The organism is Nocardia sp. GP40, assembly GCF_050434125.1.
GTDB lineage: Bacteria > Actinomycetota > Actinomycetes > Mycobacteriales > Mycobacteriaceae > Nocardia > Nocardia albiluteola.
Genome location: NZ_JBNPVW010000014.1, coordinates 162,257 through 174,953, shown reverse-complemented (window position 1 = coordinate 174,953; position 12,697 = coordinate 162,257). Strand labels below are relative to the sequence as shown.

Here is a 12,697-nt window from a genome sequence, read left to right as displayed (position 1 = left end):
AGCTTGTGCTCGACGCGGGCGTGCGCGCATCGGCCGATCCGGCCGCCGTCACGCGGACCGCTTGGCTCGGCGTTTGCGTATCTCGGCCGTGGACACCTTCGGGGTGGCGCTGTGGGTGAAGCTGCCGGACTCCTCGCGGGTGAGCGAGGTGCTCGGCGGGTGCTTGTCCAGCTGCTCGAGCGCGCGGACCATGTCGGCCAGCAGCAGGTCGGCCATGTCGTAGCTGAATCCGTGCCGGACCAGCACCCGCATGATCGTCTCGTCCTGGCGGTCGGCGGGCAGCGGATACGCCGCGACCAGCCAGCCGCGGGTGCGCAGCCGGTCGGACAGGTCGTACAGGTTGAAGGTCTGCTCGCCGGTCATCCGCCACGACACCGCCGCGATGCCCTTGAGCGGATCGCCGGCGTGGATCAGCTCGAACGGCCCGAGCTTCTCGATGCCCCGGGCCAGCTGCTCGGCCACCGCGTACACCGCCTTCTGCACCCGGGTGTACCCGAACCGGCCGAGCCGGATGAACTCGTAGTACGAGGTGACGACCTGCCCGCCGGGCCGGGAGAAGTTCAGGTTGAAGGTGGCCATGTTGCCGCCCAGGTAGTCGACGTTGAAGACCAGCTCGTCGGGCAGATCGGTGGCCTCGCGCCAGATCGCCCAGCCCACGCCCAGCGGCGCCAGGCCCGTCTTGTGGCCCGAGGCGTTGATCGACTTCACCCGCGGCAGCCGGAAATCCCAGACCAGCTCCGGCGCGGTGAACGGCGCGAGAAATCCGCCGCTGGCCGCGTCGACGTGGATCGGAATGTCCAGCCCGGTCTTGGCCTGCAACTCGTCCAGGGCGTTGCTGATGCCCGCGACGTCCTCGAACAGGCCGGTGAAGGTCTGGCCGAAGGTCGGCACGACCATGATGGTGTTCTCGTCGCAGTAGGTGGCCAGATCGTCCGGATGCATCGTCAGCCGATCGCCGCGCAGCGGCACCTGGCGGATTTCGACGTCGAAATAGCGCGCGAATTTCTCCCAGCACACCTGCACTGGGCCGCAGACGAAATTCGGGATGCCCTTGCCGCCCTTGGCGCGCCAGCGGAATTTCGCGGCCAGCCCGCCGAGCATCGCGGCCTCGCTGGAACCGGTCGTCGAGGTGCCGCGCGTCCCGGCCGGATCGGGGGAGTGCCACAGGTCCGCGAGCATCCGCACGCAGCGGGTCTCGAGCTCGGCGGTCTGCGGGTATTCGTCCTTGTCGACGATGTTCTTGTCGAGCGATTCGCTCATCAGCCGGCGGGCCTGATCATCGACCCAGGTGGTGCAGAACGTGGCGAGGTTCATCCGGGACACGCCGTCGAGCAGCAATTCGTCGTGCACGAGCTGATAGGCGACAGTCGGGAGCATCTCGGGGTGGGGGAATCCGGACTTCGGGGCGCCGCCTTCGATCTGGGGCAGCGCGAAAAGGTCGTCGGCATCGGATGTGTGGGGCATCATTCTCTCCTGGTGAGCGTACTTGCAGCAAATGTTTGCCACATAATTGATGCCAGTTTCGCAGATATCGAAACTGGTTGCAGTACTTACGTATTCGACCAGGTCCTGTGTTTGCCAAGTGATTGAAGTTTACGTCATGGACTATCAGCATCTCATAGAGCAAGTGATGTCCACCACAAAACCACACGTGGGCGAGGGCAAGGTCGCCAGCTACATTCCGGACCTGGCGCGCGTGGATCCCCATCAGTTCGGCATCGCCGTGGCCACCGTCGACGGCGAGGTGTACAGCTCCGGAGACGCCGACGTCCCTTTCGCTATCCAGAGCATTTCCAAGGTTTTCGCCCTGGCGCTGGTGCTGGAGCGGCCGGGGTGCGGCATCTGGGACCGGGTGCACCGCGAACCCTCGGGCACTCCGTTCAATTCGCTCATCCAGCTGGAACTGGAGAACGGGATCCCCCGCAATCCCTACATCAATCCCGGGGCCATCGTCGTCACCGATCAGCTGCAGGCCAATTCCGGAGACGCGCTGCTGGCGTTGCGCACCCTGCTGCGGGAGGAAACCGGGGATCCGGACCTGTATGTGGACAGTGTGACGGCCGAGTCGGAACTTCGCACGGGAGATCGCAATCGCGCCCTGGCCTACCTGATGGCGAGCTTCGGGAACATGATCAACCCGGTCGAGCTGGCCCTGGATCACTACTTCCGGCAGTGCTCGATCAGCATCACCTGCACCCAGCTGGCCAAGGCCGGGCTGCTGGTGGCGCGGCACGGCCTGCGCGCGGATGGCACCCGCCTGCTGGCGCGTTCGGATGCCCGTCACATCATCGCGCTGATGACGACGTGCGGAACCTACGACGCCGCGGGCGAATTCGCGTACCGGATCGGGCTGCCCTGCAAGAGCGGGGTGGGCGGCGGGATCCTGGCCGTCGTCCCGGATCGCCTGGCAGTGGCCGTGTGGGGGCCGGGGCTGGACGAGACGGGGAATTCGGTATCCGGCGCTATCGCATTGGAGGCGTTCTCCAGGGAGGGGCGACTTTCTGTGTTCTGATCGCGACCTACTGTCCGGACCATCTGCCCGCCTATCTTCGGCAGATGGATACGTTGAAGCTGGGCGACACCATACGAAAGTAGAGGGCGATATGACCGACGATTCCCGGACCGCCGCGCTGCGCGCGCAGGTGCGAGCGCTGATGCCCAGGGCGAAAGCCGATCTGACCGAACTGGTTTCGTACAGGTCCGTGCACGATCCCCGGCAGTTCCCGCCCGAGGAGTGCCGGCGGGCCGCGCAGTGGGTGGCCGATGCCTTCGCCGCGGAGGGCCTCACCGACGTCGGACTGCACGAAACCCCGGACGGCAGCGCGGCCGTCGTCGCCCGCCATCCGGCGCCGCCCGGTGCACCGACGGTAATGCTCTACTGCCACTACGACGTTCAGCCTCCCCTCGACGATGCCGCCTGGCACAGTCCGGTGTGGCAGCTCACCGAGCGGGACGGCCGCTGGTACGGACGCGGCGCCGCCGACTGCAAGGGCAACATCGTCATGCACCTGACCGCGCTGCGCGCGCTGCGGGAAATGCTGGGCGGCAAGGACTATCCGGTCGGGATCACGCTGGTGGCCGAGGGGTCGGAGGAGCAGGGCACCGGCGGCCTGGAGGAGTTCGTGCCCGGCAATGTCGAGCTGCTGCGCGCCGACGCGCTGGTGATCGCCGACTGCGGCAACTTCGCCGTCGGCGTGCCGACCTTCACCCAGACCCTGCGCGGCGCTGTGAATGTGCTGGTCTCCGTGGAAACCCTGGCCGGGCCGATGCATTCGGGCATGTTCGGCGGTCCCGCGCCCGACGCGCTGGCCGCGATGATCCACCTGCTGGCCACGCTGCGCGACGAGAAGGGCAACACCACCGTGGCCGGGCTGGCCAACGATCAGGTGTGGGACGGCACGCAGTACCCGATCGAGCAGTTCCGGGCGGACGCGGGCGTACTCGACGGCGTCGACCTGCTGGGCGACGGGACGGTCTCCGACATGGTCTGGGCGCGACCGGCGCTGACTGTGCTGGGCATCGACGCGCCGAAGGTCGTCGGCTCCTCGGCGGCCGTCCAGGCCTCCGCGCGGGCGCGGCTGAATCTGCGCATCCCGCCGGGCGTGGATCCCGCGCAGGCACTCGAAGCCCTGACCGCACACCTGGAATCGCACGCGCCCTGGCATGCGCGGGTGAGCGTGGAGACCGAGGCGACCGGCTCGCCGTTCCGCTCCGGCACCGGCGGCCCGGCCCGCGCGGCGATGGAGGCGGCCTTCGCCGCGTCCTACGGCCGCGCCGCCACCACGCAGGGGCAGGGCGGTTCCATCCCGCTGTGCAACGTCTTCGCCAACACCTACCCCGACGCGGAGATCATGCTGATCGGTGTCGAGGAGCCCACATGCCTCATCCACGCTCCCAACGAGAGCGTGGACCCCACCGAGATCGAACACATGGCCCTGACCGAGGCGCTGTTCCTGGCCTCGTACGGCACATAGCCTCGCCGCCGCGGCGAAAATCCCGGCCGAAGGCGTTCCGGGAGTGCGGGTTCGGCGGCGCCGCTCAGAGCTCGGCGCTGTCCTCGGGCTCGATGAGCTTGAATTCCGTATCGGCGGGCCGCATTTCGTTGAGGCGGCCGAAGTAGATCCCCTGGGCGGCGGGCTCGATGATGCCGTAGTGGATCGGCAGCGCGGTGCGCGGCGCGACCGCCCGCAGATAGTCCACGGCCTCGCTGATCCGCATCCACGGCGCGGCCGCGGGCAGCGCCAGCACGCCGACCGGGGCGGACGGGACCCACAGCGAATCGCCCGGATGCACGAACCGCGCCGGGTCGTCGGGGGTGCCCAGCTGGAAGACGGTGTTGTCGATGACGGGAATCTCGGGATGGATCACCGCGTGCCGTCCGCCGCCGCCGGTGATCTGCACCCCGCCGATCGTCAGAATCTGCCCGGCGCGCACGCCCTCCCAGGGCTCGTCGCGCAGCCGGGCGGTCTGCGGATCGCTGAGCAGCCGCGCCTGCGGATTCTTCTCGATCAGCTGCTCGATCCGGTTCGGATCGATGTGATCGGGATGCTGATGCGTGACCGCGATCGCATCCAGGCCGGTGATGCCCTCGAACCCGTGCGAGAAATTGCCCGGATCGAACAGGATCTTCACCCCGTCGATCTCGACCAGAACGCAGGAATGACCGAAATGGGCTATGCGCATGTGCTCACGGTATCCCCTGCCGTGCACGCCCGCGCGCGAGACGGCCGATGCCCCGAAATCGCCCCGGCCCCGGCGGCACGCGCTCGACCGGGGCCAACTACGCTGACCAGGTAACCCCCCACCAGCGTGAGGAGCAAACGCGTGGCACGAGTCGTGGTCGAGGTGATGCCGAAGGCCGAGATCCTGGATCCGCAGGGTCAGGCCATCGTCGGTGCACTCGGGCGTCTTGGTTTCCCCGGCGTCTCGGATGTGCGGCAGGGCAAGCGATTCGAACTCGATATCGACGACAGTGTCAGCGATGTGGAGCTCGAGAAGATCGCCGAGGCGCTGCTGGCCAACACCGTGATCGAGGACTGGAAAGTGGTGCGGCTCTGATGTCTGTGCGCATCGGTGTCATCACCTTCCCCGGCACCCTCGACGATGTGGATGCCGCCCGCGCGGTGCGCCTGGCCGGCGCCGAGGCGGTCAGCCTGTGGCACGCCGACGCCGACCTCAAGGGCGTCGACGCGGTGATCGTGCCCGGCGGCTTCTCGTACGGCGACTACCTGCGCGCCGGGGCCATCGCCCGGTTCGCGCCGGTGATGGGCAAGGTCGTGGAGGCCGCCGGTAAGGGCATGCCGACCCTCGGCATCTGCAACGGCTTCCAGGTGCTGTGCGAGGCGGGCCTGTTGCCCGGCGCCCTGACCCGCAACGAGGGCCTGCACTTCGTCTGCCGCGATCAGTGGCTGAGCGTGGAGGCGGCGAACACCGCCTGGACCGCCCGCTACGAGCCGGGCGCGCAGATCCTGATTCCGGTCAAGAACGCCGAGGGCCGCTACCAGGCCTCGCAGCCGGTGCTGGACGAACTCGAGGGCGAGGGCCGCGTGGTGTTCCGCTACACGGGCGACAACCCGAACGGTTCGCAGCGCAACATCGCGGGAATCGCCTCGGCGAACGGCCGCATCGTCGGCCTGATGCCGCATCCCGAGCACGCCACCGAACCCCTGACCGGTCCCAGCGACGACGGCCTGGGCATGTTCCTGTCGGTCGTGGACACGCTCGTCTCGGCCTAGGTCCGCCCCGGCCTAGAGGTGCTGGGCCGCGTGATTCAGCGTATCGATGATGCGCAGATTCACACCCTCGGCGCGGGCGATGAACCCGCTGTCCAGCACCGCGTGGTTGTCGCGGAAGGTTCGTGCGCCCGACGGGGCCTCCAGGGTCAGTCCGTCGATGAGGGCGGCTTGCATTCGGGGCACATCGAGGGAGCCCAGGGCCTGCGACATCGAGCGCAGCATGTGCATCGCCTGATAGCTGGTGTTGCCGAAATAGGTGAGCTGAGGCGCGAATTGGCCGTGCAGCCGGTGATAGCGCGCCATCAGGTCCGGATCGCCGGGCCCGTCCGGGAAGAAGGCCGAGGCCACATACAGGTTCTCGCTGGCCGCGGGGCCCGCCGCGAGCAGGCAGGTCTCGTCGATCGCGGGGCTCACCCGGACCTGTTGGGCGGCGCGGCCGGTCCGGGCGAACTGCTGGTTGAAGCGCACCACGTCGGTGCCGACCAGCAGCAGCACGATGCCGTCGGCCGCGGCGAACCGCGGATCGTTCAGGAAATCGCTGAAATCCGTTGTCCCCAAGGGCACGTACTGCTCGAGGCTGATCGCGCCGGGATGCGCGGCCTTCACCGCGCGCGCCGTCGCCAGCGGCCAGATGTAGTCGTTGCCGATGATCGCCCAGCGCCGCGTGCCGTACTGCCGGTGCAGCCAGTCCATCGCGGGCAGGATGTGCCCGGCGGGGCTCTCGCCGATCATCAGCACGCCGGGCGGCTCGTTGGGCAGGTCCTCGTGCGTGGTCGCGAACAGGTAGGGGACGCGGCCGTCGGCGGCGCGGGCGACCGCCCGCCGGACCGCGGAGATGTGCCACCCGGTGATCGCGTCGATCATGCCGGTGGCCAGCAGGGCCGAGACCTCCGCGGCCACCTCGTGCGGGGCGCGCCCGCCGTCGATGGTGGTAACCCGGACCTCGCGGCCGAGGATGCCGGCGCTGCCGTTGATCTCCGCCACGGCCAGGGCCACGGCCGCCTCGCACGACGGAGCCACAATCCCGCCCGACCCCTGGAGAGGGACGATATTGAGGACTTCTATCACATCGTCCGGACGTTCATGGAACGGCAACATTCGGTACCCTTCTTCTCGTCCTAGTTTTAAATGATGGGCGGAAGAAATATGCCGACGACCATTGTAAGCGGACTCGCAACGCTGCATGGGGCACTGCGAGCGGCCGAGCGCAGTTGGCTACGGCACCTGGATGCGGCCCTGTGCGCCCGGCAGCTCTCGCCCGATCACTGGGCCATGCTGTCCCATCTGTCCGATCGGGTCGGCATCACGATGACCGAGCTGGCCGCCCGCTCCCAGCTGCCGCCGTCCTCGGCCACCAGGCACGCCGACGCCCTGGCCGAGCGCGGCCTGATCTTCCGCACCGCGGCCGAGGACGACCGCCGCCGGATCCTGATCGGGCTCAGCAAGCGCGGCGTCGAACTGGTCGAATCGGTGCGCGCGGAGGAGCTGCGCGTGGAGGAACAGCTGCGCAAGCGCATCGGGGCCCGCAATCATGCCGATCTGCTGCGCCTGCTCGAGCTGGTCGCCGAGGTGCCGGCCAACGGCTGATTAAGATCGCCGGTATGCCCGTCACGACCGCGACGGCGTCCGGACTGTGTGCCTTCGTCGACGCCTCCCCGTCCCCCTTCCACGTCGTGGAAACCGTCGCGACCGAATTGCGGTCGCAGGGCTTCCAGGAGCTGCCCGAGGCGCGACCCTGGACCACCGGCGCGGTCGGGCGGTTCTTCGTGGTGCGCGGCGGGTCCCTGGTGGCCTGGGCGGGCAGTGCGGAGTCGAGTCCGTTCCGGGTGGTGGGCGCGCATACCGACAGCCCCAATCTGCGGGTCAAGCAGCATCCGGATCTGACCTCGGCCGGCTGGCAGCTGGTGGGCCTCGAGCCCTACGGCGGCGCGTGGCTCAATTCCTGGCTCGACCGCGAGCTCGGCGTCTCCGGGCGGATCACGGTGCGCGAGGGAAATACCGTGTCCGAGAAGCTGATCCGGATCGATGAGCCGCTGCTGCGGGTACCGCAGCTGGCGATTCACCTCTCCGAGGACCGGCGCGGGGTGAGCCTGGACCCGCAGCGCCACGTCAACGCGGTCTGGGGCGTGGGCTCCGAGCCCGCATCGTTCCTGCACTATCTGGCCGAGCGCGCGGATTTCGACCCGCGCGACGCGCTGGGCTGGGAGCTGATGACCCACGACCTGACCCCGAGTCGCCTGGTCGGCCGGGATCGGGACCTGGTCAGCGCGCCGCGCCTGGACAATCAGGGCACCTGCTACGCCGGGCTGCACGCGTTCCTGGCCGCCGCGGCGGAGCCGGGCGCCGCCACCCCGGTGCTGGTGATGTTCGACCACGAGGAGGTCGGCAGCCAGTCCGACCGCGGCGCGCAGTCCGATCTGCTGCCCGCGATCCTGGAGCGGATCGTGCTGGCCCGCGGCGGCGGTCGTTCGGAATACCTTGCGGCACTGGCGGGTTCGGTCGTGGCCTCGGGCGACATGGCGCACGCCACGCATCCGAACTACGCCGAGCGGCACGAGCCCTCGCACCGGATCGAGATCAACGGCGGCCCGGTGCTGAAGGTGAACCAGAATCTGCGCTACGCCACCGATGCGGTCGGCACGGGTGCGTTCGCGCTGGCCTGCGCGCAGGCGGGGGTGCCGATGCAGCGATACGTGCACCGCGCGGATCTGTCGTGCGGCTCCACCATCGGCCCCATGACCGCGGCCCGCACCGGAATGCCGACCGTCGACGTCGGGGCGCCGCAGCTGGCCATGCACTCCGCGCGCGAACTGATGGGCGCGGCCGATGTGCTCGCCTATTCGGCCGCGCTGGCGGCCTTCCTCGCGCCGGTGGAGATCGCCGTGCGGTAGATCGGCCGGTAGGCCACCGTCGCGGCCACCAGCACCGCGAACGTCACCAGCACATAGCTGGAGCCGATCACCTGCTCCCACAGCGACCAGCGGCGCTCGCTGCCGTTGAGATGGGGCAGCAGCCAGTGCGGGCCGACCATGAACATCACCGCGATCGCCGCGGCGGCCAGCAGGTAGGTCCGGCTGCGGTGCCCGCGCTCGACGGCGTCGGCGGCCACGACCGCGGCCAGCGCAACCCACACCCAATGATGGGACCAGGAGATCGGCGATACCAGCAGCACCGCGGCGGCGTTGACGGTCAGCGCGGCGAGCTCGGCGGCGGGCGCCGTGGGCGCGTCGGAACCGGCGTCCGTTTCGGCGGCCCGCGCGGCGTCCGCATCGGCGAACAACCGCCGCATCAGCACCACCGCGAGCGCGATCGTGACGAGCGAGAGCACGATCCACATGATCGTCGCGCTGGATGCGGACAGACCCAGCCGGAAGGCGAAGCCCTTCAGGGACTGATTGCCCGGGAACGACGGCGGCCCGATCCGCCCGGTGTCGAACAGCGTGTGGAACCAGTACTGCGCCGAATCGTGCGGGAACAGCGCCAAACCCACCCCGATCGCGCCCAGCGCCGACAGCACCACGGTGGCCGCGGCCCGCCAGTCCCGGCGCATCAGGAAATACAGCAGGAAGCCGCCGGGAATCAGCTTGATCGACACCGCGATCCCGATCAGCAGGCCGCGCGGCCAGACGGGCTTGCGTACCAGCACATCCAGCACGATGGCCGTCATCAGGAACAGGTTGATCTGCCCGAAGTTGTAGGTCTGGCGAATCGGCTCGGACAGCCCCAACAGCGCGACCGTCCCGATCACCAGGGCCACCCTGGTCGGGGAGTCCATGTGCGGTCGCAGCCGCTTCAGCACCAGCCACAGCGTCAGCGCCAGGCTGGCGATCGCGAGGGCCAGCACCACCCATTCCGCGCAGTACAGCGGCATCAGCACCAGCGGCGCGAAGAGCAGCGCGGCCAGCGGGGGATAGGTGAACGGCAGGCTCAGGCCCATCACCTTGGGCATCGGGCCGTAGAGGTTGCCGCCGTCGAGCCAGACGCGGGCGCCGGTGCGGTAGACCTGCAGATCGATGTAGCCCCGCCAGATCCCGGCGACGGCGCAGACTATTCCGGACACCGCGAACAGGGCGATCGCCAGCGTCAGTAGGCGTAGCTGCCGACGGGTCGGACCTGCTTCGGACGGCCCTGCTGGAGTGGCCGGGGGCAATTCGTCCGGATCCACCACCCTGGATCGCTCAGTCACGCGCCAAGGGTATCCGGTAAACCCGAATGCCCTGGCAGCGGCGTTGTGCATGTCCGGGGGCGGCCGCAAAACAAGGCCCACTGAACGAAGGCTGGGCGAACGTTTCGCCGGCGCGCGTTGTCCGCGGCGGGTACCCCACCGGTGGGCGTACGCGGCTCGTGATGACCGTGGCTCGGCCCGTGGTCAGCCGCTTCGGGCCAACACATTAGACTTCGAGCTTGTATCCGCTCTCCAGCATTTGGGCTCATTGGCATTCGCATGCCCGCCGAAAGGACCCTGGTACTCACCGTGACTGTCCACGTCGACACCGTCAGCGCCGCCGCGGCCACCCCGGATACCGCACAGCCCTATAAGGAGCTGGGGCTCAAGGACGACGAGTACGCCCGCATCCGGGAGATCCTGGGCCGGCGTCCCACCGATGCCGAGCTGGCGATGTATTCGGTGATGTGGAGCGAGCACTGCTCGTACAAGTCCTCGAAGGTGCACCTGCGGTACTTCGGGCAGACCACCACCGACGAGATGCGCAAGTCCATGCTCGCCGGGATCGGCGAGAACGCGGGCGTGGTCGACATCGGCGACGGCTGGGCAGTCACCTTCAAGGTGGAGTCGCACAACCACCCCTCGTACGTGGAGCCGTATCAGGGCGCGGCCACCGGCGTCGGCGGCATCGTGCGCGACATCATGGCCATGGGTGCGCGGCCGATCGCGGTGATGGACCAGCTGCGCTTCGGCGCGGCCGATCACCCCGACACCCGGCGCGTCGTAGACGGCGTGGTGCGCGGTGTCGGCGGCTACGGCAATTCGCTGGGCCTGCCCAACGTCGGCGGCGAGACCGTGTTCGATGCCTCGTATCAGGGCAATCCGCTGGTGAACGCGCTGTGCGCGGGCGTGATGCGGGTCGAGGACCTGCACCTGGCGTTCGCCTCGGGCACCGGCAACAAGATCATCCTGTTCGGCGCGCGCACCGGCCTCGACGGCATCGGCGGCGTGTCGGTGCTGGCCTCGGACACCTTCTCCGGCGACGAGTCCGGCACCGGCCGCAAGAAGCTGCCGAGCGTGCAGGTGGGCGACCCGTTCACCGAGAAGGTGCTCATCGAGTGCTGCCTCGAGCTGTACGCGGCCGGCCTGGTGGTCGGCATTCAGGATCTCGGCGGCGCCGGATTGTCCTGTGCCACATCCGAACTCGCGGCCGCGGGCGACGGTGGAATGCATATCAACCTGGACAAGGTGCCGCTGCGCGCGGCGAACATGACACCCTCGGAGATCCTGTCCAGCGAGTCGCAGGAGCGCATGTGCGCGGTCGTGACCCCGGAGAACGTGGACGCGTTCATGGCGGTCTGCCACAGGTGGGACACCCTGGCCACCGTGATCGGTGAGGTCACCGACGGCGAGCGCCTGGTCATCACCTGGCACGGCGAGACCGTGGTGGACGTGCCGCCGCGCACCGTCGCGCACGAGGGCCCGGTCTACGAGCGCCCCGTTCAGCGCCCGGACGAGCAGGACGCGCTGATCGCCGATACCACCGCGGCGCTGGCCCGCCCGGCCTCGGGCCAGGAGCTGCGCGCGACCCTGCTGAAGCTGGTCTCCAGCGTGCAGCTGTGCAGCCGCCGCTGGATCACCGAGCAGTACGACCGCTACGTGCGCGGCAACACCGTGCTCGCCGAGCACGCCGACGCGGGTGTAATCCGCATCGACGAGACCTCGGGCCGCGGCATCGCGCTGGCCACCGACGCCTCGGGCCGCTACACCAAGCTCGACCCGTACACCGGCGCGCAGCTGGCGCTGGCCGAGGCGTTCCGCAACGTCGCCACCACCGGCGCCACCCCGAAGGCCGTCACCAACTGCCTCAACTTCGGCTCGCCGGAGGATCCGGGCGTGATGTGGCAGTTCCAGCAGGCCGTGCGCGGCCTGGCGGACGGCTGTGCGGCCCTGGGCATTCCGGTTACCGGCGGCAACGTCAGCTTCTACAACCAGACCGGCCAGACCGCGATCCTGCCCACGCCCGTCGTCGGCGTGCTCGGCGTCATCGACGACGTGCACCGTCGCATCCCGACGGGCCTGGGCCTCGAGCCCGGCGAGACACTGATCCTGCTCGGCGACACCCGCGACGAGTTCGACGGCTCCATCTGGGCGCAGGTCGAGCACGACCACCTGGGCGGCGTCCCGCCGAAGGTCGACCTGGCCCGCGAGCAGCTGCTCGCCGAGGTGCTCACCGCCGGTTCCCGCGACGGAATGATCAGCGCCGCACACGATCTCAGCGAGGGCGGCCTGGCCCAGACCGTGGTCGAGGCCGCGCTGGCGGGCGAAACCGGCTGCCGCATCCTGCTTCCCGAGGGCGCCGACCCGTTCGTCTGGCTGTTCTCCGAATCCGCGGGCCGCGTCCTGGTGGCCGTCCCGCGCTCGGAGGAGACCCGCTTCACCAAGATGTGCTCCGCGCGCGAGCTGCCGTGGGTCCGCATCGGCGTGGTCGACCAGGGCTCGGATTCGGTCGAGGTGCAGGGGCAGTTCTCGGTCACCCTGAACGAGCTGCGCGAGAGTTTCGAGAGCACGCTGCCCGAGCTGTTCGGCGCGCACGAAAACTGATTCGCGACAACGATTTTCCGGATTCGATATCCGTATCGTGTGAGTTCCGGGCCGGAATATGTCAGTCTGCTGTGAAAGCTGTTGGAGACGAACATATTCCGGCCGGCTCGCGCATTACGGATGACAGTGTTTTCGTATCCGGGGGATGTCGCGGAATTCGCTGACAACCCGCGTCCGGGACGGCGGCTGCCTA

11 protein-coding genes are annotated in these 12,697 nt (G+C 68.9%); 7 read left to right on the top strand and 4 right to left on the bottom strand.

Translation table 11 applies throughout. From position 1 onward, the window contains the following. Positions 1-48 precede the first annotated feature (48 nt). A complete protein-coding gene (locus ABH933_RS34660; protein WP_429423915.1) occupies positions 49-1,464 on the bottom strand; it encodes a glutamate decarboxylase in 1,416 nt (471 codons plus the stop codon). Positions 1,465-1,513: 49 nt separating this feature from the next. On the opposite strand from ABH933_RS34660, the gene ABH933_RS34655 reads away from it, so the two are divergent. Both ABH933_RS34655 and ABH933_RS34650 read left to right on the top strand, forming a co-directional pair. After that, a complete protein-coding gene (locus ABH933_RS34655) occupies positions 1,514-2,512 on the top strand; it encodes a glutaminase (protein ID WP_429423914.1) in 999 nt (332 codons plus the stop codon). A 91-nt stretch (positions 2,513-2,603) separates the two neighbouring features. Further along, a complete protein-coding gene (locus ABH933_RS34650) occupies positions 2,604-3,974 on the top strand; it encodes a dipeptidase (RefSeq protein WP_429423913.1) in 1,371 nt (456 codons plus the stop codon). A 64-nt stretch (positions 3,975-4,038) separates the two neighbouring features. Here ABH933_RS34650 and ABH933_RS34645 read toward each other — a convergent pair whose 3' ends face one another. After that, positions 4,039-4,683, bottom strand: coding sequence for an MBL fold metallo-hydrolase (locus ABH933_RS34645; protein ID WP_429423912.1), 645 nt, complete (start codon positions 4,681-4,683; stop codon positions 4,039-4,041). A 141-nt stretch (positions 4,684-4,824) separates the two neighbouring features. On the opposite strand from ABH933_RS34645, the gene purS reads away from it, so the two are divergent. Together purS and purQ are read left to right on the top strand one after the other, a co-directional pair. Next, complete coding sequence (gene purS / locus ABH933_RS34640) at positions 4,825-5,058, top strand: phosphoribosylformylglycinamidine synthase subunit PurS (protein ID WP_215916092.1); 234 nt, start codon at positions 4,825-4,827, stop codon at positions 5,056-5,058. After that, a complete protein-coding gene (gene purQ, locus ABH933_RS34635; protein ID WP_429423911.1) occupies positions 5,058-5,735 on the top strand; it encodes a phosphoribosylformylglycinamidine synthase subunit PurQ in 678 nt (225 codons plus the stop codon). The genes purS and purQ overlap by 1 nt, the downstream gene beginning before the upstream one ends. A gap of 12 nt (positions 5,736-5,747) precedes the next feature. Here purQ and ABH933_RS34630 read toward each other — a convergent pair whose 3' ends face one another. Continuing rightward, complete coding sequence (locus tag ABH933_RS34630; RefSeq protein WP_429423910.1) at positions 5,748-6,833, bottom strand: substrate-binding domain-containing protein; 1,086 nt, start codon at positions 6,831-6,833, stop codon at positions 5,748-5,750. A gap of 48 nt (positions 6,834-6,881) precedes the next feature. Between ABH933_RS34630 and ABH933_RS34625 the strand changes: the two genes are divergently transcribed. Both ABH933_RS34625 and ABH933_RS34620 read left to right on the top strand, forming a co-directional pair. After that, entirely contained in the window at positions 6,882-7,322 is a 441-nt protein-coding gene (locus ABH933_RS34625; protein WP_429423909.1) for a MarR family winged helix-turn-helix transcriptional regulator, read from the top strand. 14 nt (positions 7,323-7,336) lie between these two features. Continuing rightward, positions 7,337-8,626, top strand: a complete 1,290-nt coding sequence (locus ABH933_RS34620; protein ID WP_429423908.1) for a M18 family aminopeptidase — start codon at positions 7,337-7,339, stop codon at positions 8,624-8,626. Here ABH933_RS34620 and ABH933_RS34615 read toward each other — a convergent pair. After that, entirely contained in the window at positions 8,572-9,921 is a 1,350-nt protein-coding gene (locus tag ABH933_RS34615) for a glycosyltransferase 87 family protein (protein WP_429423907.1), read from the bottom strand. The two genes, ABH933_RS34620 and ABH933_RS34615, sit on opposite strands and share 55 nt — an antisense overlap. A 288-nt stretch (positions 9,922-10,209) precedes the next feature. Between ABH933_RS34615 and purL the strand changes: the two genes are divergently transcribed. Next, positions 10,210-12,504 carry a phosphoribosylformylglycinamidine synthase subunit PurL gene (gene purL, locus ABH933_RS34610; protein WP_429424061.1) on the top strand — a complete coding sequence of 765 codons (2,295 nt, stop codon included), beginning with the start codon at positions 10,210-10,212 and terminating at the stop codon, positions 12,502-12,504. Positions 12,505-12,697 lie beyond the last annotated feature (193 nt).